20 protein-coding genes and 1 riboswitch are annotated in these 24,777 nt (G+C 29.9%); of the genes, 3 read left to right on the top strand and 17 right to left on the bottom strand.

The window, feature by feature from the left end:
- The first annotated feature begins 9 nt into the window (after positions 1-9).
- Positions 10-459 carry a DUF3021 domain-containing protein gene (locus BN1865_RS13440; RefSeq protein WP_050637778.1) on the top strand — a complete coding sequence of 150 codons (450 nt, stop codon included), beginning with the start codon at positions 10-12 and terminating at the stop codon, positions 457-459.
- A 15-nt stretch (positions 460-474) separates the two neighbouring features.
- Here the strand turns inward: BN1865_RS13440 and BN1865_RS13435 are convergent, their stop codons facing one another.
- The 6 genes from BN1865_RS13435 to BN1865_RS13410 all read right to left on the bottom strand — a co-directional run bounded on the left by BN1865_RS13435 (position 475) and on the right by BN1865_RS13410 (position 7,440).
- Entirely contained in the window at positions 475-1,101 is a 627-nt protein-coding gene (locus BN1865_RS13435; RefSeq protein ID WP_050638599.1) for a hypothetical protein, read from the bottom strand.
- A gap of 84 nt (positions 1,102-1,185) precedes the next feature.
- The gene (locus BN1865_RS13430; protein ID WP_050637777.1) at positions 1,186-2,664 is read right to left on the bottom strand and encodes a glycoside hydrolase family 1 protein; all 1,479 of its coding nucleotides are present in this window, start codon (positions 2,662-2,664) and stop codon (positions 1,186-1,188) included.
- A 3-nt stretch (positions 2,665-2,667) separates the two neighbouring features.
- The gene (locus BN1865_RS13425; protein WP_050638598.1) at positions 2,668-4,059 is read right to left on the bottom strand and encodes a PTS transporter subunit EIIC; all 1,392 of its coding nucleotides are present in this window, start codon (positions 4,057-4,059) and stop codon (positions 2,668-2,670) included.
- Between the two features lie 107 nt (positions 4,060-4,166).
- Complete coding sequence (locus BN1865_RS13420; protein WP_050637776.1) at positions 4,167-5,018, bottom strand: PRD domain-containing protein; 852 nt, start codon at positions 5,016-5,018, stop codon at positions 4,167-4,169.
- A 17-nt stretch (positions 5,019-5,035) separates the two neighbouring features.
- On the bottom strand, positions 5,036-5,509 hold the full coding sequence (locus BN1865_RS13415; RefSeq protein WP_050637775.1) for a PTS sugar transporter subunit IIA: 474 nt from the start codon (positions 5,507-5,509) through the stop codon (positions 5,036-5,038).
- 194 nt (positions 5,510-5,703) lie between these two features.
- A complete protein-coding gene (locus BN1865_RS13410; protein ID WP_050637774.1) occupies positions 5,704-7,440 on the bottom strand; it encodes a M3 family oligoendopeptidase in 1,737 nt (578 codons plus the stop codon).
- A 135-nt stretch (positions 7,441-7,575) separates the two neighbouring features.
- On the opposite strand from BN1865_RS13410, the gene BN1865_RS13405 reads away from it, so the two are divergent.
- Positions 7,576-8,559, top strand: coding sequence for a diguanylate cyclase domain-containing protein (locus tag BN1865_RS13405; RefSeq protein WP_050637773.1), 984 nt, complete (start codon positions 7,576-7,578; stop codon positions 8,557-8,559).
- A 13-nt stretch (positions 8,560-8,572) separates the two neighbouring features.
- Here the strand turns inward: BN1865_RS13405 and BN1865_RS13400 are convergent, their stop codons facing one another.
- The 3 genes from BN1865_RS13400 to BN1865_RS13390 form a co-directional block, all read right to left on the bottom strand.
- Positions 8,573-11,269, bottom strand: a complete 2,697-nt coding sequence (locus tag BN1865_RS13400; RefSeq protein ID WP_198527288.1) for a sensor domain-containing diguanylate cyclase — start codon at positions 11,267-11,269, stop codon at positions 8,573-8,575.
- A gap of 13 nt (positions 11,270-11,282) precedes the next feature.
- Entirely contained in the window at positions 11,283-12,950 is a 1,668-nt protein-coding gene (locus tag BN1865_RS13395; RefSeq protein ID WP_050637772.1) for a bifunctional diguanylate cyclase/phosphodiesterase, read from the bottom strand.
- A gap of 98 nt (positions 12,951-13,048) precedes the next feature.
- Positions 13,049-13,954, bottom strand: coding sequence for a helix-turn-helix domain-containing protein (locus BN1865_RS13390; protein ID WP_050637771.1), 906 nt, complete (start codon positions 13,952-13,954; stop codon positions 13,049-13,051).
- A gap of 175 nt (positions 13,955-14,129) precedes the next feature.
- Here BN1865_RS13390 and BN1865_RS13385 point away from each other — a divergent pair, with 175 nt between their 5' ends.
- Positions 14,130-15,884 carry an aminopeptidase P family protein gene (locus BN1865_RS13385; RefSeq protein ID WP_050637770.1) on the top strand — a complete coding sequence of 585 codons (1,755 nt, stop codon included), beginning with the start codon at positions 14,130-14,132 and terminating at the stop codon, positions 15,882-15,884.
- 65 nt (positions 15,885-15,949) lie between these two features.
- Here the strand turns inward: BN1865_RS13385 and BN1865_RS13380 are convergent, their stop codons facing one another.
- The 8 genes from BN1865_RS13380 to BN1865_RS13345 all read right to left on the bottom strand — a co-directional run bounded on the left by BN1865_RS13380 (position 15,950) and on the right by BN1865_RS13345 (position 24,758).
- Entirely contained in the window at positions 15,950-17,104 is a 1,155-nt protein-coding gene (locus BN1865_RS13380) for an AI-2E family transporter (RefSeq protein WP_050637769.1), read from the bottom strand.
- Between the two features lie 73 nt (positions 17,105-17,177).
- Positions 17,178-17,654, bottom strand: a complete 477-nt coding sequence (locus tag BN1865_RS13375) for a QueT transporter family protein (RefSeq protein WP_050637768.1) — start codon at positions 17,652-17,654, stop codon at positions 17,178-17,180.
- Positions 17,655-17,726: 72 nt separating this feature from the next.
- Positions 17,727-17,773: riboswitch (PreQ1 riboswitch) on the bottom strand.
- Positions 17,774-17,795: 22 nt separating this feature from the next.
- Positions 17,796-18,545 carry an SDR family oxidoreductase gene (locus BN1865_RS13370; protein WP_050637767.1) on the bottom strand — a complete coding sequence of 250 codons (750 nt, stop codon included), beginning with the start codon at positions 18,543-18,545 and terminating at the stop codon, positions 17,796-17,798.
- Between the two features lie 1,018 nt (positions 18,546-19,563).
- The gene (locus BN1865_RS13365) at positions 19,564-20,481 is read right to left on the bottom strand and encodes an AEC family transporter (protein WP_050637766.1); all 918 of its coding nucleotides are present in this window, start codon (positions 20,479-20,481) and stop codon (positions 19,564-19,566) included.
- A gap of 9 nt (positions 20,482-20,490) precedes the next feature.
- Entirely contained in the window at positions 20,491-21,789 is a 1,299-nt protein-coding gene (locus BN1865_RS13360) for a PTS sugar transporter subunit IIC (protein ID WP_050637765.1), read from the bottom strand.
- Positions 21,789-22,331, bottom strand: coding sequence for an RDD family protein (locus BN1865_RS13355; protein WP_050638596.1), 543 nt, complete (start codon positions 22,329-22,331; stop codon positions 21,789-21,791). The genes BN1865_RS13360 and BN1865_RS13355 overlap by 1 nt, the downstream gene beginning before the upstream one ends.
- Before the next feature lie 10 nt (positions 22,332-22,341).
- On the bottom strand, positions 22,342-23,748 hold the full coding sequence (locus BN1865_RS13350; RefSeq protein ID WP_050637764.1) for a 6-phospho-beta-glucosidase: 1,407 nt from the start codon (positions 23,746-23,748) through the stop codon (positions 22,342-22,344).
- Between the two features lie 122 nt (positions 23,749-23,870).
- Complete coding sequence (locus BN1865_RS13345) at positions 23,871-24,758, bottom strand: MurR/RpiR family transcriptional regulator (protein ID WP_050637763.1); 888 nt, start codon at positions 24,756-24,758, stop codon at positions 23,871-23,873.
- Positions 24,759-24,777 lie beyond the last annotated feature (19 nt).

Here is a 24,777-nt window from a genome sequence, read left to right as displayed (position 1 = left end):
GTGAGAAAAATGAAAAAAATATTATTAAGAATTTTTATGGGAATTCCAATTGGTATTACTATTGGATATCTTATCACTGTTATCATTTCGCTTGGCTATGGTGAAGGAAATTATTTACCTTGTTCTCCTTTCCTTATTGAACAGTTTGGAAATCAAAGCCATGCAGTCTTAGTCCAACTGATATTATTAGTCATCTTAGGTGGTGGTTTTGGTGGTTTATCAATAGTATGGGAAAAAGATGAATGGAGTCTTCTTAAACAAACGATTGTTTATGGAATTGGAATAGCAATGATAATGTTACCAATTGCTTATTTCACTTATTGGATGGAGCACAGTATTCGAGGATTCTTCATTTATTTTGGTATCTTTATTATTGTGTTTATCATTGTTTGGTTTATACAATATACATTTTGGAAATTGAGAATTAAAAAAATGAACGCTCAAGTTCATCATGAATAATTTTAAAGGAACAAGTCATTCAACTTGTTCCTTTGTATTTAATTGATGTATTTTTCTTTCTAAAGAAACAAAGAAATGTTCTTTAGGACTTTGATCAAAATGAATCAGATAAAGACTTAAAACCAATCCTCCAATGACAGCAACTAACATATCCGTTATGGTATCATGAACACCTGTCACATTACGAATCGCATCATATTGAAAAAATACCAGTAAAGCATATTCATAAAATTCCCAAAATAAGGCAACCATTGCATTGACTGCATTGACAAATAAAAACATCAATATCTTACGCTGATCATCTCTTAGATAATGTTTATAAACAATATAAACGAGTTCTGCAATAACAACTCCACTTGCACAATGTGTAAATTTATCATAATAAGGTGTTGAATAACCACCTAAACAACTTCCCCACAGACTAGCAAAATAAACAAATACAACATTAATTAAATAAAACTCAGTAGGAACTTTGACTTTACAAAGTTTCATCAAAATAGGCATTATAAAAGGAGTTAAACATGCAACAAAGGTCATCATAAAATATTTTCCTTGCCAATTGATATAAAATGCATATATCAATGTAATGATATAAATACCAATACTTAATTTCAATAAAATATCTATTTTTTTATTCTTCATATATACACCTTCTTTAACTTTCATTATACCACTTTTTAAAGAAGAACGTTCAATAAATGAAAAGAACAAAGTTAGACTTTGTTCTTAATCTAAATCCTCACCATTGGATGCAATAACTTTTTGATACCAATAAAATGAATCTTTTTTATATCTTTGATATGTCCCATTACCATAATCATCAGCATCAACATATATCATACCATACCTTTTCTTCATTTCACCTGTACTTGCAGCTACTAAATCAATACAACCCCAAGGTGTATAACCAATTAAATTGACACCATCTTTTATTGCTTCTCCCATTGCCTTAATATGTTGTCTCATATATTCAATGCGATAATCATCATGAATTGCTTTATCTTCTTCTAATTGATCATCTTGTCCTAATCCATTTTCTACAACCATGATAGGAATATGATAACGATCATAGATTTCATTTAAAAAATATCTTAATCCTTGAGGATCTATTTGCCATCCCCACTGACTTTTTTCCAGGTATGGATTAGCAATGCCAAATACTAAATTACCACTTGTCTTTTCTAAATTGTTATCTGTTGTTACACAACCAGTTGAATAATATGAGAAAGTAAAGAAATCTACTGTTCCATTTTTCAAAATTTCTTTATCATCCTTATCAAAACGAATATGAATATCATTTTCTTTCAAGAAACGATGAGCATAATAAGGATATTCTCCATTTATTTGAATATCTGGACAGTAATAGAAAATATTTCTGCGCTCTTTTTGTATTAGTAACATATCTTCTGGTCGACAAGAATATGGATATTGTGTGATTCCAGCAATCATGCAACCAACTTGATACTCACTACTCATCTCATGAGCCCTCTTCACAACTAATGCACTCGCAATTAACTGATGGTGTAATGCTTGATACTGCTTAACAGTATCCATATGTTGTTCTTTTATTGATAGTGTATCTACATCTTCAAGAACTCCTGCCCCCATATCCTTTTTTGAGGATGATAGAATTCCACCAGAGAAATATCCATTACCTCCCAGAATCAGGCTATTGATTTCATTAAAAGTCAACCAATATCTAACAAGACCTTTATACTCTCTAAAAAGAGTTTCACAATATTTGACATAACAATCAATTGTTTTTCTACTATACCACCCATCATATTTTTCTGCTAAATGATAAGGCATTTCATAATGTGAAATTGTTACAAGTGGCTCAATATTGTATTTTTTCAATTCTAAAAATACATTTCTGTAAAATTCAATGCCTTTTTGATTAGGTTCTTCATCATCACCATGTGGAAACAAACGTGTCCAATTAATTGACATTCTGAAAATCTTAAATCCCATTTCACTTAATAAAGCAATATCTTCTTTATAATGATGGTAAAAATCACTTGCCTTATGTGATGGATAAAAATACTTATCTGTATCTATTTGAGCGGTAAATAATCTTGGCTTAGTTCTTGAACCTAATGTGAAATGATCAGCTGTTGAATCTAATTTACCGTCTTCATTCCATCCACCTTCACATTGATTTGCTGCTGTTGCGCCACCCCATAAAAAATCTTTTGGAAAAGCCATTTTCTACACCTCTTTCTCATCTATTCCTAAAATATAAGTTAATACAAATGTAACAATCATACCTACAACTGCTGCAATTAAAAAGAAAACTAAATTATTACCTGGACCTGTAAATGTAACTGTTGCAAATATTCCCCCTGAACCTGGAAATGCATAACAAGACACTTTTAGTAATCCAGCAATAAGCCCGCCAACTGCATTTCCAACCATTGCTGCATATAGTGGTTTTTTATACTTAAATGTAATTCCGAACATAGCAGGTTCTGTAACTCCACCTACAATTGCTGTAACAGCACATGACATAGCTGTAGATTTTACTTTTTTTGTTTTCGCTTTTACACCTATAGCAAGACTTGCTGCAAACTGATTCATATTAGAAATAATCATAGCTGGTAAAAAGAATGGATCATATCCTAGTGAAGCAAAAGCCGATGTCCAATATGGGGTCATCATTGTATGCATTCCAGTCATAACCATTAAAGGGAGTAATGCACACAATATAGATACGCCTAAGAAACCAATTGTTTCATAAATCCAGATAACACCTGCTGCAACATATGTCCCTATATAATAACCAAGTGGTGCTATCACAACTAACATAAGTGGCAAAATAATGATTAATGAAAATGTTGGAACAACAAATGATTTTAAAATATCTGGGCAATATTGACTTATCAATTTTTCAATTTTACTTAAAACATATACTGTCATAATAATAGGTATAACAGTTGTAGAATAATTAGCCATATAAACAGGCAATCCAAAAATGGTCATAGCAGTTCCATTGGCTGCTGCTTCAATAAAACTTGGATAAATAAGTAAAGCTCCTAACAACATACCTAATCCCTGATTAGCACCAAATTTTTTAGCAGCTGTCGCTCCTAAAAAGACTGGGAAGAAATAAATAAAAGCATCTCCTAACCAATAAAGAATCTGATAAGTTGTACTTGTTTCTGGTAAAATTCCTGCCATATTGGCTAACATGTAAATAACTTTAATCATTCCACCACCAATCATCATTGGGATAAGAGGTGTAATACTTCCTGAAATTCCATCCATAATCCCCATAAGCACAGACTTTGGAGTGACTTTTTTCTTTTCTGTATTTACATCAAGATTTTCATCAATTGCATCTTCTCTTTGCAATCCACCAAAATCACAAATCTCTGCATAAGCGTCAGCAACAGCTGGTCCAATAATAATTTGTAATTCATCATTAGACCATTGTATTCCTAAAACTTTATCTGCATTTTCTATCGCTTCTAAATGAACTAATCCACGATCTTTTAAATTAAAACGTAATCTTGTTGTACAGTGTTGAAAATAACTTATATTTTCTTTTCCACCAATAGATTCTAAAATAACTTTTGCAAGTTTTTCATACTTTTTCGACATTTTTTCTCTCCTCATTTCTTTTATATTTGCAAACATTACATGTGCACTCTGCAATGAAATTGCTAAAACAAAAACCCCCATACATAAAAGATTAACTCTCTTATGATCTAGGGGGTTATGCCCTTACGGTTACAGTCCTCTCTTGTACATAATCGATTGACATGAAGAATTAAATAAAGTAATTCTTCCTCATCTAAAATCCAATTTTTTTCTTTATTTAAATAATCTGCTAATTTAATAACACATTGATATGTTTCTGGTGTTTCATTTTTTAATGATTGATATATTTTTAAATTATCACTAGAAATAGATTTTTTCTCTGAAATACGTTTAAATAAATATCTTAAATGCGTAGCAAAACGAGAAAAATTAACTGTATCTCTTTTGACTTCTATTCCAAAAAATTCTTCAATGACTATCGTCATTTTTTCAATTAATAAATCTAAATTTTGTTCAGTATTTCCTAAAGAAGAGTATAATTCTGAATTAATAATATTCATTGCTATTCCACTGAGTTCTTCTTTAGGTAAAGAAATATTGAGTTGTTTTTGGATAATCATTAATGCATACTTGCTAATTTGTATTTCATTTGAATAAAGTTGCTCAAAATCATAAGTCAAGGGGAAATCAAATACAATTCCCTTTTGGTATCTTTCAATACTAAAATGGATATGATCAGCCAAAGTAAACATTAAATTAGGGTTCAATCTATTCTTTAACTTATGTTTTGCATAATCTACAACCTTAATAGATATTTCTAAAATATCTTCAGGTATTTCATTTAACAAACCAATATATTTAGAATCAATCCCATAATATGTCCGATCAACTACACTTAAATCAGTTATCTCACAAGGAATTTTGATAAAACCAATTCCTTTGCCAGACACAATCACTTCTTCACCTTGACTATCAACTGCCATAGCAAAATTATTATTAATCTTTTTTATAAGCCTCATTCTTGATTCCCACCTTTTTATGAATAATTGATAATCAAATCATGACAACAAACATTTTCACCTATACTTCTTTTTTCGATCATTTCTTTTTGATCAGTCATAACAACCACTGTTGTTAAATCATAGTGCTGGCTCTCAATATAATCTTTATCTATTTTTATAATTGGATCTCCTGCTTTAACTTTTTGATTGACAGTTTTTAAAGTTTCAAAACCTTTTCCACCAAGATTAACTGTATCTATTCCAATATGAACAAGAATATCCTTTCCGTCTTTCATTCTCACTCCAAAAGCATGTTTAGTAGGAAAAATCATTGTAATCACTCCATCACTTGGTGAACAAATCATACAATTATCTGGAATAACTGCAAAACCTTCACCCAACATCTTAGATGCAAATACTTCATCTTTAACATCAATAATATCAATACATTTCCCGTCAACTGGAGCATATATCTTTGCTTCATTTTTCTTTTTAAAAAAATTCAACATAATTCCACCTTTCTGAAAATAAAAAACTCCTCGGTGCAACCAAAATATATGTATATATATATTTTGGTTATGCCTCCCGAAGAGTGACAATCCTTTTCTATTTACAAATTAATCATAATATGCATTATTCATTTTGTCAATATATTTTAGAAAATAATAATTATTTTCTATCAATAAATACAAAACATTATTTTTTAACTAAGTAATTCATAGAATAATTCTAAATCTTCCTTAATCATATCTAATGAATTTTGCCAAAATTCTTCAGATGTCAAATCAATACCAACACTCTTTCCAACATCTTCTAGATTCATCTTGCCTGTTAATGATAAGAAGTTCTCATATGTCTTTGCAAAAGATGCTCCTTCTTTTAAATACAATCCATATAAACCTTTCGCCAATAACAAACCAAATGCATAAGGAAAATTATAGAAAGCATAATCTGCTTCATAATAATGAGGCTTCCATGTCCACATATAAGGATGCAATGTCTCATGATCCAAACCTTGACCATAAGCTTCCTTTTGTGCTTCAATCATTAAAGATTTTATTTCATCAACACTAAGCGGTCCTTCTTCTCGTTTTTCAATCAAACGACTTTCAAATAAGAAACGTGAATAAATATCTACAATAACTTGTGCACAATCTGATAACTCATTTTCTAAAATCATGAGTTGTTCTGCTTTTGAAGCATTTTTTAAGGCTGCTTTTTTCACAATTGTTTCACAGAATGTTGAAGCTGTTTCAGCTATTGGCATTGGATATTGAGCATTCAAAGCTGTTTGACTATTTAAACAATGTCCATGAAAACCATGTCCAAGTTCATGTGCCATAGTAATCACATCACTAAAATCATTTCCATAATTCAATAAGAAACGACTTTCTTGAATGCAATGTAAATTATGACAAAATGCTCCACCAACTTTCCCTTGTCTAGGATAAACATCAATCCAATTCTTTTCTATTGCCATTTTGGCATAATCACCTAAATTTTGTGAGAATGATGAGAATTGTTCAATAACGAATTGGCTTCCTTTTTCATAATTATATTCACTATTCACATCAACAATTGGTGCATACATATCATACCAAGGCAATCCATTTTCATATCCTAAATGTTTGGCTTTTGTTTGAAAATATTTTTCAAACATAGGCAATGCTTTTTTCATTGTTTTTAATAAAACATCTAATGTTTTTTGAGACATTCTCGAATCTATGAGTGTTCTTTCTAAAACAGAGTGATAACCTCTTAATTTTGCAACCGTAATAGCTTCACCTTTAATTGCATTTAAAGCACTTGCTATTCCTAATTCAATATTTTGGTAAGCTGCTATTTCAGCTTCATAGGCCTTTTTTCTGATTTCTTTATCTTTTGAATAAGCCATATTTAAGATTTCAGTTAAAGGATACGTCTTATCATCCATTGTAATCATTAATGAAGAAATAAGTTGATCTTTATATTTTAGCCATGCACTTGATCCAGTTGTTTTCATATTAGCTAAAACAGATTCACTTTGATCATCTAACAAGTATTGATTTTGTTGTTTAATTTCATTTAAAACAAAAAGATGATTTTTAATATCTTCATTGTCTATTTTGGATAAATCAAATTTTGCTATCCATTTTTGAATTTTAGCACTTGTATCAGCAAAAGATGCTAAAAGATTTTCTATTACAGAAGCATATTTTAATGCATCAAGATTATTCGTATCAGCATTCATTATTAAACTGATAAAAGCATATACCTTTTCTACAAGATCATCTAAAATATTTTCTTGTTTTAAATATGCAACAAGGTTATCTTCTGTTTGCATACATGCAGGATATTTTTTCATATCTGTAAGAATAAGTTCTATCTGTTTTAAATCATTTAAAAAGTCTTCATCTTGAAAAGATGTATATAATTCTTTTAAACTCCATTTTCTATCCATAATCTATCTCCTTTATTCTCTATTTATTATACACAGTTTTTATGATATGATAAAGCAAGTTGTGATTGTAATGTGATTGCATTTTCATAAATCACATGTTATGATGAATTTATTAGAGGATGGTGTAAGAATTATATGGATAAAACAGAATTTTTAAACTCGTCATTAGAATTTGCTAAAGATTTTTGTTATTTGTATATTGGCTTGAATTCTCAACAAAACTTATACTCACTTGTAGAGTTATTAGATGATCATCTTTCAGTTATTGGAACAGGAAAGCATGAATTTTATCATAATAAAAAAGATTTCATAAATGATTTGATTTTAAGTCAACAAGAAGCTAAAGATATTGAATTTGATATTTTAAATGAAGAATACTATGGGACACCTATCAATGATGTAACTTGTATCATTTATGGTAAACTATGGCTTAAAGAAAAAGATGCTGATCAAAAACCTATTATTATTGATATGGATACACGTTTTAGTATTATTTGTCAGCTTGTTAATTCTGAAATTAAAATTGTCCATATTCATCACTCAATGCCATACCTAGATCAAAGTGAAAATGAATACTATCCTAGAACAATTACCGAAAAAGCTAATCAAGCTTTAGAATATTCGCAGTATTTAGAAAAAATAGTTGAATTAGATGCTTTAACTGAACTCTATAATAGAATAGCAATCGAAAATAAAATTGATGAATTCCTTCAGACACATCATGAAAATTATGCTTTTTATATGTTAGATATTGATAACTTCAAACATATTAACGATACCTATGGTCATCCATTAGGTGATATCATTCTACTAGAGATTTCAGAAATATTAAAAAAGATTTTTAGTAAAATAGCATACATTGGTAGAGTTGGTGGAGATGAATTTGTTGTTTTTGTAACTGAAGTTTTATCACAGGTAGATATTGAAACAAAAGCACAACAAGTCATTGATGAATGTGTAGAGTTATCATCTTTACATCAATGTCAAATGAGCTGTTCAATTGGAATAGCAATTTCTAATGAACAATTATGTTCATTTTCAAAATTATTTTCACAATCTGATAAAGCTTTATATCATAGTAAAGCTGCTGGAAAATCACAGTTTGCATATAAAAAATGACCTCAATAAGAAGTCATTTTTTATATGCAGTCACATCATGACAACTAAGCATAATAGCATCTTGTCCCTGCCATTTTACATATGTTGCATCTACATCAACCCAAAGATTAAAATATGGATTATACACTTCTAATTTCTGATTTGTACAATCACCTTTTATGTTTTTAACAGGACAAAACTCACACGGTGTTTCTCGTTGCATAACAACTTGATAGCAAGGCATTCCTTCTTTAGCCTGAGGACATATTTCTTTGGTTTTTTTATTAATAAATAACATCTGATAATCTTTTGGATCAATAACATAAATCCATGAACTTTGATTATCTAAAAGATTTAAAAGTCCATCTTTTTCTCTTTTTAATGCTGTTTCTGCTCTTGTTTTTAATAAGAAAATACTTAAAATTTCAGAAATAAAAACTAACACATCTATCTGATCTTGTGTCCAATAACGATTTTTTCGACATTCATCAAAACCAACATATCCTTTGAAATGACCATTATCTTTGATTGCACATTGTAACATTGATTTAATACCTTGAGGAGCTAAAATTTGATATTGTAATTTTGGAAGTTGTTTAATATCAGAACAATAGAATATCCCTTCTTCATTAAAATTATCAATATAATGACCTCCAAGATCTTTTTCATAAGATACATGCTTTAAAGAATCAATCTGAGGTTCCACACCTTGATTACACCATTCAAAAGTATTACAACAATACAAATCATTATCAACATTCTCAAAAATATAAACACGACTCACATCAAACTGTAACCCAACAATTTCTAACATTGCTTTCACAGCCACACCAACATCAGATGAATTATATAAAACACGAAAAACATACTCAGAAAATTGACCACCAGATATTCTATTACGCTCATTGGAATCAATCGTTTCATTAATATATGATCTTGGTTTACTAAATATCAAATATTCCTGCGTAATCGATTCATCAAAAATGACAAATTGTTTCTTTCCCTCATTCTTTGCTTGATATAATGCTCTATCTGCTTTTTGAAACAATTCAGTAAATTCTATACCATCTTGTGGTGCAATCGAAACGCCAATACTACATGAAATATGTAACTGATCACCATGACTCTCTTCAAGCAACTGCATTTGATTCAACATTTTTTGAGCATGAGACTGAATCATTTCTCTATTTTGTACATCTTTAAAGAAAATAAGGAACTCATCACCACCAATACGCCCAATAATATCTTTATCACTAAAATTATTTTTCATTCTTCTTGCAATATCACTTAAAATAGCATCACCAAACAAATGTCCCTGAAAATCATTAATTTCTTTAAAATTGTCAATATCAATAATCATCATTGCACACATCTCATCACTTGACATTTGAGCCAAATAATCTTTAATTAGATTTTGTGTTGTAATTTTATTATATATCCCTGTTAATGCATCCTGCTGTGCCTTACGCAATAGATACTGAGAACGACGTTTCTCTTCATCGATATCAATAATAACACCAATAGCTCGCAAAGGTTTATTCTGTTTATCAAATTGAGCTGTTAAACGCAATTTCCACCATTGATACTTTTGTTGTTTATTAATAATTCGAACTTCTTTTTCTATATAATGCTTTCCATGATTAATTTCATCTAATAACTGACTAACTTTTTCGATATCATCTGGATGAAAAACTTTTTTTATTCCCTGATTATCTAATCCCTGGTTATGTAATTTAAAAATATTATTATCAAAAACATTCTTCCAATTTCTTGAAAATCTAACTTGCCCATGAACAATATCCCATTCAATAATAATATCATCCGTCTGATTCATAATAATATCATATCTCTCTAAACTTAATTTCAGTTCTTCACGAATCACTTTTTCTTCTGTAATATCAATAATAATACAATGAAAAGATGGGACCCCTCCCAAAACATCCTCAATTAACTGCCCTTTATCCAAAACCCAAACAGGATGTCCATCCTTATGAATAACTCTATATTCTATCTGTTTTGTCTTTCCTAAAGCCATTTGTCTTTGCACTTCCTGCAGTGTTATTTGACGATCTTCTGGAACAATCATTTCCCAAAAACTATTATGAAAACGTTCTTCAATATCCTTGCGTGTATAACCAAACATAGACAAAAAGCCTTCACTCATATAACGAATAGTTAATTTTTCATCATAAAGACATTTAAAAATACCTCCTGGAATATTATCAGTTAAAACCTCTAAATCATCATTCACTTGTTTTAAACGCAATATATCCTCATACTGTATTGCTTTAAAACGATAATTCTGTTTTGCATGAGATTCCTCTACAATATGATCAATCATCTGTTTCTCTGTTTCAAATAACGACATACTTACTTCTGTTAATAGAATATGTTCTTTTTCTTGTAAGATGCTTAAATTTCCATAAGTATAAAAAGAACTTTGTTCATGATCTTCTTTAATCCCTAAATTCATCTTATAAGACATATGCCAAACAGAATCAGAAAATTGAACATCATAGAAAATCACATCATCAAAAACAAAAATATAACCTTGTTTTGCTTCTTGAATAAGCATTTCTAAAACTGCATCTACTCCTTTTATAATCTCTCGATTATAAAAGGGACTCCAACATATATGAGGATGCATCATCGGTAAAAGAGACGTCATATTTCTATCAAAATAACCATGTAAAAACTCTTTTGCAAATTGTATCACTTGTTTTTCTTCCATACATTCGTCCCTCTTAATCATGAAAATAACGTTCTTCAAATTCTAAAACTGGAATTGGTTTTCCAAATAAGAACCCTTGTATATAATCAGGATCTGTCTTTTTCACAACCTGATATTCTTCTTCAGTTTCCACACCCTCAACACAAACTTTCAAATGAATAACATGAGCCAATTTCACAATATACTCTAAAAAGATATACTCATAACTTTCTTCATGAATTCCTTGAACAAAACTACGATCAATTTTAATTACATTTGCTGGTAATTCTTTTAAATGGCTCAATGATGAATAGCCTGTTCCAAAATCATCAATAGCCACTCCATAACCCATTTTTTGGATATTCTTAAATTCTTGATTAATAAATTGTAAATTAGGAACCCAACAATTCTCAGTTAATTCTAAAATACAATTTTTAATTGGCGAATGATTCTTATTATGTTCATTTTTCAAATATTCTAATAAAGCATTTTCTTTTAATTGAATATAAGAAACATTAATACTCATCATAAAATCCGGATTATACTTTTGCCATATTTCACATTGCTTAACAGCTTCTTCAAAAACCCATTTTCCAACTTGAATAATTAACTGACTTTCCTCCAACAAGGGAATAAAATCAATGGGTGAAACTTCACCATGTTGAGGAGAATGCCAACGAAGTAAAGCTTCTGCTCCAACAACTTCTTTCGTTTGTACATCAATTTGAGGCTGATAATATAATTCAAACTCATTACATCCATTAACAACTGTATTATGCAAACTTTCCTGTAATTCAATAATCTTTAATTTTCTTTGATACATTTCTTTTGAAAAGAAAACCAATTGATTTTTCCCATTCATTTTTGCGATTTCAACAGCATTTTCAGCATGTCTAAAAAGTTTCTGATAATTGTGTCCATCTTTAGGATAAAAACATGCTCCAGCAGATAAAGAAATATAAACACGCTGATGATCCATAATAAAATTATTTGTTACAAATAATTGAATATTTTCATAAATAGTTTGTGTAAGATTTTCAGTTCCATTTTCAATTAAAAAAGCAAACTCATCACCATCTAAGCGATACATTTGGCACCCTTTAGGTAAAACAGTTAATAATTGTGTTGAAATCAAATTCAAAGTTCGATCTCCAAAAGCATATCCATACCGTTCATTAATATTTTTAAAATTATCTATATCCAAAACAACAATAACACCTTCTTTTTGATCTCCCAAATTTAAAAGTGTTGTTAAATCCTTTTCAAATTGTTTTCTATTTTTTAATCCTGTAATATTATCAAATTTATTTTCTTTACCAATATTAGAAATTCTCCCAACCATATAAGTTGGTCTATTGCATTGATCTTTACTCACTTTTCCACGACATGAAACCCATATAACTTGACCTTCTTTATTATACACACGGTATTCCATATCATGATATTCTTTCTTCCCTTCTTGAATCAGCTGCATATCATGTAACCAAAGTGGTATATCTTCACTCACCATAATACTTGACCAAACTTCTACCACATTTTCACGAATGGAATGACTAATATTTAAATCTTCAAAAGCATTTTCAGATATATGAAAAATACCACTTTGAATATTCCACATAAAAAGATAATCATCTGTACTTTCTGATAATAAGTCAAAAAAGATATCAACATTTAAATCATCGCTTTTTGTTATACTAGACATAATAGCCTCCTATCATTTCCTCGTATCTCTATTATATCTTAATTAACTTCCTAATACTAGATTGATTAGCTGAAAACAAAAAAAGACTCCAACGAGCCTTAATATCTTATCCTTTCAATAAAAGCTGTAATAATAGCAACTATCGGAAAGATAATCCAACCAGGATGCCATAACTCCTGTGTAAATCCTAAAATCAAATAAACCATAGCAGCCAAAGGCATTGTTAAAGAAAATAAACTTTTTTCTTCTTTTCGCATTTCCTCAATATGTTTTTTATTTTGAACTAAAAACTGATACATTGTATACTTTATACCCTGATAAATAAATATAAACACTGAAAATGCAACACAAACCATTAATTGAGCAGCCGAAGCCTTTTCTCCATATCCTGTATTATCCAAAAAAACAATAATAGCAACAGACATAATAATCAAAAATACACCAAAAGCAATCGAAACACCAAATTGTGATTGAAACTTTGTATGCTTTTTTTGTAAATCCTGTAAATCCTGAAAACTCATATTAATTTCCTGCTTTTCCAATTCACCATATGATTCACTTTTAATTCCCAATATAATCATACCAAAAACCGCAATTGCAACAACTGCTAAAAAGCCAAAAGTGCCGATTGTTTCATATTGTGAATCCTCACACAAGATAGGCATACAAACTGATAAAATAATCATGGAAACACAAGCACCAATCCCCATACCAAAATTCTTCTTATACTTTAGATAATCTTGAATCTTTTCATGGGTCATAAAATATTTGGAGTCTGTTTCAGATCCAGCATCCTGATTACACTCATGATTATCTTTTACTAAATAATCAATTGTAACCCCAAATAAATTGCTTAATAAAATTAATTTATCCATTTCAGGATATCCTGCACCAGATTCCCACTTACTTACTGCCTGTCTTGAGACATTCAATTGCTCAGCTAAAGCCTCCTGTGACAAGCCTTTACCTTTTCTTAAATTCTGTAATTTCATTCCAAAATCCATATATCCTCACCTCACTCATATCATATTAAAAATGGGGCATTATCTCCACCAACATTGACTTGCTTTTTGTCAACGTTAAGTTGCAAAAGCCTTTTTTTCAAGTTGCAACTTTATTTTAACATATTTTATTATCAAATCTATAAAAAATATGTTAAAGTATTTAGAGGTGATAAAAATGATAAAAGAATTTCAAAAATTATTAACAGAAAAGAAAATTGATTATTATATTGTTCCAACTGATGATGATCATCAATCTGAAAATGTTGGAGATTATTTTCAATCACGTGCATATTTAAGTGGTTTTACAGGCAGTGCAGGAACTTTACTCGTACAACCTAATGCTGCATACTTATGGACTGATGGTCGTTATTTTATTCAAGCTGCTAATCAATTGGAAGATGGTATCACACTTATGAAAATGGCTCAAAAAGGTGTACCAACACTTATAGAATTTTTAGCAGAAAATGTTAAAGAAGGAGAAACAATTGCATTTGATGGTCAAACAATGACGACTCAATTTGTTTTGGATTTAGATGATGCACTCAATGTAGACTATAACCTTGAATGTGTAGATTTATTAAAAGACTTCTGGACAAATCGTCCAGCTATGTCACAACAAAAAGTCTACTGTTATGACTTAAAATATCATGGTATGCCAGTTCATGAAAAAATTGAAGTCATCCAAGAATATATGAAGGAAAATGATTGTCAATCTCATATTATTACAGCATTAGATGACATTGCCTGGATATTCAATATTAGAGGAAATGATATTCCTTGTTCACCAATGGCGCTTGCCTTTGCTTTAATTACTGATAGCCAATCTTATTTATATCTTCAAGATGGCACATATGATTTAGATATGGTAAAAGTTCTTCAACAAGAAAATGTCTTAGTCAAAGATTATCGTCAAATATATGCAGATGCTGCATCATTAAAAGGACGTGTTTTATTAAATACAAGCAATCTTAACTATCAGCTTTTTAATCAAATTCAATGTGAAATTGTCAATGGAATGAATCCATCACAAGCTTTTAAAGCCATTAAAAATGACATAGAAATTCAAAACACAAAAAATGCTCATATCAAAGATGGTGTTGCTATGACAAAATTTATGTATTGGTTAAAACAAAATGATGGCAAAATTGCAATGGATGAAATGAGTGTTTCTCAAAAAGTTTTAGAATTTAGACAACAACAAGATTTATTTATTGAACCTAGTTTTACAACTATTTGTGCATGGAATGAAAATGCTGCATTAATGCATTATCATCCAACAACAAAAGACTTTTCACAGATAGAGGGTCATGGTTTATTGTTGATTGATAGTGGCGGTCAATATTTAGATGGTACAACTGATATTACAAGAACTTATGCTTTAAAAGAAATATCAACAACACAAAAAGAACATTTCACAATGGTTCTTCAAGGTATGCTGGCATTACAAAATGCATCTTTCCTTTATGGTTGTACTGGACAAAACTTAGATATTCTTGCAAGAGCCCCTATGTGGTCTGAAAATATTGATTATCAATGTGGTACAGGACATGGCGTTGGACATTTTCTTAATGTTCATGAAGGTCCTCATGGTATTCGTCCAAAACCTAAATTTCAAGGTGAAGGATGTGTATTAGAAGCAGGCATGATTGTTACTGATGAACCAGGTATTTATTTAGAAGGTCAGTATGGTATTCGTATTGAAAATGAGTTATTGTGTGTCGAAGGTCAAGAAAATGAATATGGTCAATTTATGCATTTTGATTGTTTAACACTTGTTCCTATTGATTTAGACGCTATTGAAATAAGTATGTTAACTTATAAAGAGAAGAAATGGTTAAATGATTATCATCAAGAGGTTTATAAAAAGATTTCTCCTTTCTTAAATGAAGAAGAGAGAATTTGGTTAAAAGAATATACAAGAGAAATTTAAAATTAGAATGTATTATTAAAAAAGATATGTTTTTCCTTCAATGGGAAAACATATCTTAGATTTTATCAATTACTCTCATTATTATCTAAAGCAACTTTTTGAAGTTGCTTTTTTTGATTTAAACGATGATTTGTCCAACGTCTCATCAATTCATAAATCACTGAAAATGTTGGTAATCCAAAAACCATTCCTGGTATACCAAACAATCCACCACCAGCACTCACAGCAAATAGTACCCATAATGCCGAAAGACCTACTGAATTTCCTACAACATGTGGATAAATTAAATTAGATTCAAATTGTTGTAATAAAGTACTAAATATTAAGAAGATAATAGCTTTCATTGGTGAAACAAAAACAATGAGCACAGATGAAATAAAGGCACCAATAATCGGTCCAAAATATGGAATAATATTTGTAAAACCAATCACAATTGCAGCAATAGAAGCATATGGAATATCTAAGATGACACATCCAATATAACATAACACACCAATAATAACCGATTCTGTTAATTGCCCTGCCAAGAAATTTTCAAATGTTGAAGATGTTAATCTTACAACTTCAGTTGCCTGTTTAAATTGTTTATCCTTTAAAAAAGCTCGACCAACCCTTTTAACCTGACGCATTAATGTATCTTTAGAAAACAGCATATAAATAGCCATCACAAATCCCATAAATATATTAACAACACTGGTTGTAAGATGAGAAACCCCTATTGCTATACCTGGTACCCATGTTGAGAGTTTTGATAAAATAGTTTGTCCAAATGTTTGTTGGAATTCTTCTATTTTTGTCATAATATCAGGTGCTATTTTCACTTCTTTTAAGAAATAATTGACCCATTCTTCCACTTGTCTAAATATTTCTGGTAAATTATCTATTAATGTTTTGACATTATCAATCACTTGGGGTAACACAACCATGACTAAAACCGCAAGAATTAATAAAACAAGAACAACTGATAGTACTGCAGAAACCAATTTTTTTGTTTTTTCATTTTGAATCGGTAATTTCTTAATAAAATATTTCATAGGTATATTAAAAATAAATGCCAAAATAAAACCTATAATAAATGGTTTGATAATCCTAAACAATTGTCCAATAAAACCAATAATGGCTCCAAAATTCATTAAACATAATATTAATACAGCAATATATGTTACAAGTATTATCATATTCTTTAAAGTTAAATCTCTCATCTTATCTGTTGCTTTCATTAAACCACCTCTTTAAGTATGAGTATAATCAAATAATATGTCTTTTATATGAAGAAAAGGAACCATCAGTTCCTTATTCTAAAATATATTTCTTCATGAATACTTCTTTTCTCTCCAATAATTGGAATAAATAAGCACCAATCATTAAAACAATAACTTCTCCTGCAAACACATAAAATGCATTAATCACAAATGGTAAATCAAGAACAAAATACAATTCTGCACCCACAATTATACCATTGACAATAGCAGCAAATATTCCTGCTATATAAATATTTTTTATTTTATAAATTCCTAAACATGCTATTGCTGTTGCAAGGGTTCCAAAACACATATCAGCTAATCCTAATGGCGATGGTAAATTAGCCAAAAAACATCCTATAATAAGACCTGGAATATACTTTTTGTTATAAAATGCTAGAAATATTAATATTTCTGAAATTCTCAATTGAATCCCACCATAGGCAATACTTGAACATGCAATTGTAAGTGCTGCATAAACACAAGCAATCATCGCATTGATTGCAACTTCTTTAACTCCTTTATTCATTTGATTTCCTCCTCTTCTAAAAAACAGTTAGAAGCCAGACATGAAAAAAGATGGCAGAGCCATCATTCTTTCATGTCCTTAGTTTTTTATACTGGGTTTGGCTCTCGAACCAGTGAACACATTCTAACATACAAATCTATATTATTCAATATGATATTGCCAGCCATGATCTCCATGATAAATCATACGCTTACTCATTCCCCCATCAACAATAAATGTTTCACCTGTTATAAATCCAGCATCTTCACTACAGAGAAATGTAACCATCTTTGCAATATCTTTTGGTTTTCCAACTCTTCCTACAGGAATAGCCATTTGATCTTCTTTTGAAAATTCTTCAGTATCATTGACATCAATCCATCCTGGAGCAATACAATTTACTCTCACATCTCCTGATAATGAAATAGCTAAAGCATGTGTTAAAGCCACAATACCACCTTTAGCACTTGTATATGACTCCGTATTTGGTTCAGACTGAAAAGCTCGAGAAGATGCAATATTAATAATTGATCCTTTTTGTTTCTTCAATTCATCTTGAAATTGTGAACTTAAATAATAAGGAGCTATTAACCCAATAGATAAAGTTTTTTGAAATTCCTGATAACCACATTGACTCATTATTCCCTGATGAGAAACACAGGCATTATTAATCAATATATCAATTCTATTCAATTTCTTTTTACAAAAAGAAATAAATTGATTTAAATCTTTTTCTAAAGAGACATCACCATGATAAAAGAATACGGATTCACTCTCTAATAGTTTCCCATAACTCTCATTGATATCAATAAAACAAACTTTTGCTCCTTCTTGAACAAATTCCTCAATAATTCCTTTTCCAATTCCATGACCTCCACCAGTCACAACAACTCCATAATCTTTATATTTCATTGAATCACCATCCTTTCCAATATTTTATCACAAATAAAGCAAAAACGATAATTAACTTTTGGCAAATATTTATAGATAGAGAATTTGCTATGTGCTATAATATTGTCATGGAATAATCATAACGGTAGGTGGTTATGCTTTGGTCGAAAGATCAGAGATCGGAAACTCTGTTGATATAGATATCTCTTTTGAGAAATTTGAAACAACGGAGGTGGTGAAACATGAGCGATTATGAGATTTTATCTTTAATGATAGCTATCATCGCAATCATTGTGAAGCTACTCCTTGAAATTATAAAAGGAAACAAAAAATAACTACCCGGCCTAGGAAACTGTGGTAGTTATTTAAAACCCAAAATCCAAGGCATAACCGTCTATCGATTATTCCTTTCATTTATATTATAACCAATTTTTAATAAATATCAATACATTTATGCAATAAGCAAATATACAATTTCCATAACTCAATCTTTTGAAAAGTCGATTTTGAATCTTCTTCTCGATCATTTGCTCGTAAACACAATAGATAACTTTAAGCAAATATTTATAGATAGAAAATTTGCTTTGTGCTATAATATCATCATGGAATAATCATAACGGTAGGTGGTTATGCTTTGGTCGAAAGATCAGAGATCGGAAACTCTGTTGATATAGATATCTCTTATGAGAAATTTGAAACAACGGAGGTGGTGAAACATGAGCGATTTTGAGATGTTGTCTTTAATGATAGCTATCATCGCAGTCATTGTGAAACTACTCCTTGAAATTATAAAGGAAAACAAAAAATAACTACCACTTTGTTGACTGTGAGGTAGTTATTTTACCACATAAATCCAAGGCATAACCGTCTATCGATTATTCCTTTCATTTATATTATAACCAAATTTTCATAAATATCAAGGCATTTATGCAATAAGCAAATATGCAATTTAGAAAACTCTATTTTTTGATTAAAGTTCCATTTTCTTTTATCTATATATGTAATGACACTCCACATGTAAAACATGTGGTATTCATGCTTATTTCAATAAATAAATTAAGAAAGGAATTGTTACAATACCCAATAATGTTGAAATAAATACTGTTTTTGCTGCTAAAAATTCATCTTGTTGATATGTCTTAGCAAATAAAACAGCTCCATTGGCTACTGGCATAGCCAATATGATAAGCGTTATTCCTTTAATCATTGGATCAATTAAAAGATAATCAATAATAGGATAAAAGAGTATTGGAATCAGTAAATTAATAAAACCAGAAAAAACATAAACTTTAGAGTCGTAAAATATATCTTTCAATGAGTAAGTGGCTAATGTTGTTCCAATAATCATCATAGCTAATGGTGTTGTCATATTCCCAATTAAAGTTAATGACTCAATAATCGTTGATGGGAATTGAAGATGAAATATATAGATCATAATAGCTAATAAAGACGCTAATATACCTGGAGATAATAAACTTTTAAAATCAAATGTGAAATGTTGATTATTCTCATAATTCATAACCATAGTTCCTAGTGAAAAAAGCGAAAGATTGAATGCCATATTCACAATAGCAGTACTTAGAATAGATTCATTACCAAAAATAGCCTGCATTAAAGGAAATCCCATAAACCCAACATTTGGGTACATCATCATAAACATATATAATCCCTTATTTTTACGAAATGGTAAGATCTTTATACATATATAAGCAAATATAGGCAATAGAACAATTAAAATGAATGTCGAAATAAGGATATCAAATAAGGCTAAGGAAGTCTTTTGATTTGATGTCATAACTGATGAAATAATCATACAAGGCATTGTTAAATTTAAGACAAATTGTATTAATTGACTATGAAAATCATCACTAAACAATTTTGTTTTCCCAAATATAAAACCAATACCAATAATGATAAATAGTTGAAACATCTTTTCCGCAACAATCATGATATCCATATCTTTCTCCTATTCTACAGTTAATGCTTTTTTCTTTTCTTGTTCTTCTTCATATGCTTGTTTATCACAAGCCTTAAAGAATGGATAATAAATAAAACCAGTCATTAATAATAAAACAATTTGTAAAACTGCTCCTTGCCAACCACAAATCATAAATCCTGAAATAATAGCTGGAATTGTATATGGTAAATTCACACCATTAATATAAGGAACTAAACCACCCCAAATTGATAAATAGGTCACAAGTCCTACCATCACATTTGATAAAACAAAAGGTATCATCATCATTGGATTCAAGACAATTGGAAATCCAAAAATAATTGGTTCATTAATATTAAATAAAGAAGCTCCAATACCTAATTTTCCTAAAGCTTTATATTGATCTGATTTTGACTTAAATAAACATAATAATGTTAAACTGAGTGTGGCACCAACACCACCCAACTTTACAAAAAATGATATAAATTGATAATTAACAATATGTGGTAGGACAATCCCAGCCTCAAATGCTGCTAAATTTTCAGCTGATAAAGCATACCAAATAGGATTCATCACTGATGAAACAATACTTGAACCATGAATACCAAAGCACCATATAACTGCTTCAATAAGTAATACAAGCATTGTGGCAGGCAATGTTCCACCTAATGATTGTAATGGTTGCTGTAAAATCGAAAAGATAAAAGTTTGAGCATTTCCAAACGGTGTTGCTACAAAAGCCATACGCATAAAATTAAATACAAGAATAATCAGAAATGCTGGTATAACAGCTGCAAAAGCAGTAGAGACATTTGATGGAACTGAATCTGGCATTTTAATTGTAAAACCTTTTTGAACACACCATCTATAAATTTCAACTGAGATAGCAGTTGAAATCATACATACAAATAACCCTTGAGCACTAAAATTATCTAATGGTAATCCTTTTAATCCTTCTTCTGTTGCGATGATTGGTGTTAATAGAAAGATTCCTACAAAGGATAAAGCGATTGCTAATTTACTATCAACTTTATAGTATTTTGCTAGAGAACGTGCCATTCCTACAACAACAAAGAATGCCATGAGTTTAAAACTCACTTGATATGGTAAATAGAAGAAATCCATCCACCCTTCCCCAAAAAGACCTGCCATAAAATCTGCATACCCATTAAAAGGTAAACTTGTAAACAATAGGAATATTGAACCTGCAATTAAAATTGGAGTCGATCCAAAGAACCCTTCCTTAATCGCACTTAAATATCTATTGCTTGTCATTTTTGTTGCTATTGGTGTAATGGCTTCACCAATTTTATCCATAAAATAATCCATTATTTTTCCTCCCTTAATTGATTTTTAATAAATGTTTTTTGTTTTGAAAAATCTGTTATATATGTTTTTGCAAGTCGATCATATAGCATCTGTTTGGTAATAAATAAATTAATTATTGCCATCAATGAAAATGATAATGTGATATCTGTCATTAAAGAAATCAAGTTATATCCTGTCAATAAACTTACCAATTGAGCAAAAAGATGACTTGCTGATGTAAACAATAACATAAAAAGAATTTGTCTTTTAACTAATGATATTTTTGAAGAAGCTATAATTTGAATGTCCATTAATCTTTTTCCTAGTGTCTGTCCTGGATAAATAAAGAGTGGTATATAAAGATAATAGAAACCTAAACAAACAAAACTTAAGATGATAGCGATGATTGCTATTGATTTATCTAGTAAAAAAATATTTTGTGTTATTTGATTGATTTGGATTAATGAAATGAGAGAAATCGGAATGCTTGCTAATAATGCTCCTAAATACAAATCAATAAAAAATGCTATACTTCTTTTTAACAATGAAACCTTTTTTTCCATTTTATCGCCCTTAAAAGGATGTATCATATCCATTAGACGCAATCACTTTTTTATACCATTGAAATGATTTTTTGACTTTACGTTCTAATGTCCCTTTCCCTTCATCATCTTTATCTACATAAATAAATCCATAACGTTTACGCATTTCTCCTGTTCCTACCGAAATAATATCAATAGGTCCCCAACATGTATATCCAATAACATCAACATCATCTAGTTCTATTGCATCTCTTAATGCATCAATATGCTTAGCTAAGTACTCAATTCTATAATCATCCTGAATTGTTCCATCTGCTTCAATATAATCAATTGCTCCTAAACCATTTTCTACAACAAATAGTGGAATTTGATATCGATCATATAATTCATTTAAAGCAATTCTTAAACCCATTGGATCTATTGGCCAATCCCAATCATTCTTTTTTAAATAACTGTTATCTCTTCCAACAATTAACTGTTTTCCATCAGGACTTGATGCAATTGATGAAAAATAATAACTAAAAGCAATATAGTCTACTTTTCCTGCCATCAGTATATCTTGATCACCTGGCAACATTTCTAAATGACCATTTATTCTTTTCATCTGAGCTGTACAAGTATTGGAATAATATCCTCTGCACATCACATCTCCATAATAGAAATTTGGCATCATATGATATCTTTGAGCCATGACATCATTAGGATGACATGTTTTTGGATAAGTCGTTGGATATTGGAACATGCATCCAACCTTTATATTTTTATCAATTGAATGAGCAAGCATAACTGCTTTGGCACTTGCTAACATCATATTGTGAGAAACCAATATTTTCACATCAGCAGGATTTTCACCTTTTTGGTATTGAATACCAGCTTGATGATAGGGTTCTTTTTGATTCATTGTTTCATTAATCTCATTAAATGTCATCCAATACTTCACTTTATGATGATATCTTTTCATAACAACTTCACAATATTTTTCAAAAAAATCAATCAGTTTTCGATTACGCCATGATCCATACTTTTGAACAAGATGAAGTGGTGTTTCATAATGTGATAATGTCACAACTGGTTGAATACCATTCTTCAATAACTCATCAAAAACATCATCATAAAATTTTAATCCTGCTTCATTAGGTATTTCATCATCACCATTTGGAAAGATTCTTGGCCAATTGATAGAAAGTCTAAAACATTTAAATCCCATCTTAGCATACAACGCAATATCCTCTTTATACCGATGATAAAAATCAATAGCTTCATGACTTGGATAATAACAATCTTCATGAACACTATCATGAACTGTTCTAGGAACACCATGAACTGATCCCATTTCCACATCAGCAATACTTAATCCTTTCCCATCTTCAAGATAGGCTCCTTCATACTGATTTGCAGCAGTCGCCCCTCCCCATAAAAAATCATCTCTTATTTTCATATAAAAACCTCCTTGCATGTTTACTATACATGCAAGAAGGCTGAGACGAAATATAAAAACGTATACTTGTAACAGTGTTAAATTTCAACAAATGTTTTTAGATTTATTTATGTAACACTGTTTCACTCTTCACCACTACTAATAATTGGATTTGTTGAACTACGTAATGATTCTAAATCACCTGACTTTTGAATACGATTATGATAATTTTCATCATAATTTGATAAAAAATAAACAGCATATAAAATATCTAAAATAAAATGTGTGGAAAGATGAGTACTAAAATCACCAATATTATGATAAAGGCTTTCTTTAGTTGACATTGTTAATTGCACAGATGACAATTGTGACAATGTATTTTCACCAAATGATGTAACTGCAATAATCGGAATACCTCTTTTTTGACAAATCTCTGCTAATTTAATTATATTCACCGTTTCTCCAGAATAAGAAATAATAATCGCAAGATCCCCTTTAGGAATACATGTCACTTCATAGAGCTGATAATTTAAATTATTAGATATAATCACATTTTTCCCTATTTTTAACATCTTCTCCTTAAATGATTCAGCTAAATTCAAAGCCGTTCCATAAGAAAATACATGGATAGAATGAGAATATTTCATTAAATTTAAAGCTTTTTGTAAATCATCATGATGCAATAATGACATACTATCATGAATTGTTTCTTCATAAAGATGAGAAATTTTATGGGCTGCTCTCATCATTGTATCCTTAGCATCAAAAGGAAAATTAACATCAACTTTTCCATATTGCTGATCTAAATATTCTATTTCTTTTAAAAATTGTTCTTTAAAATCTTCAAAACCTTTAAAACCTAATTTTTTACACAAACGTATCACTGTTGGTGCAGAAGTATATGTTGCTTCTGCTATATTTCGCGTTGAGTATTTATGCAACTCCTTACCTAAAGTCAGCACAAAATCAGCAATACTTTCTTCACCCTCACTCATTTTTTCTTTCAGATTTAATTTTTCTATAATTAACATATTCTCACCTTCATATCAC

This window comes from Candidatus Stoquefichus sp. SB1 (assembly GCF_001244545.1).
Taxonomy (GTDB): Bacteria; Bacillota_I; Bacilli_A; order Erysipelotrichales; family Coprobacillaceae; genus Stoquefichus.
The sequence above is the reverse complement of the archived record's forward strand: the minus strand, read 5'-3'. Positions and strand labels throughout refer to the sequence as shown.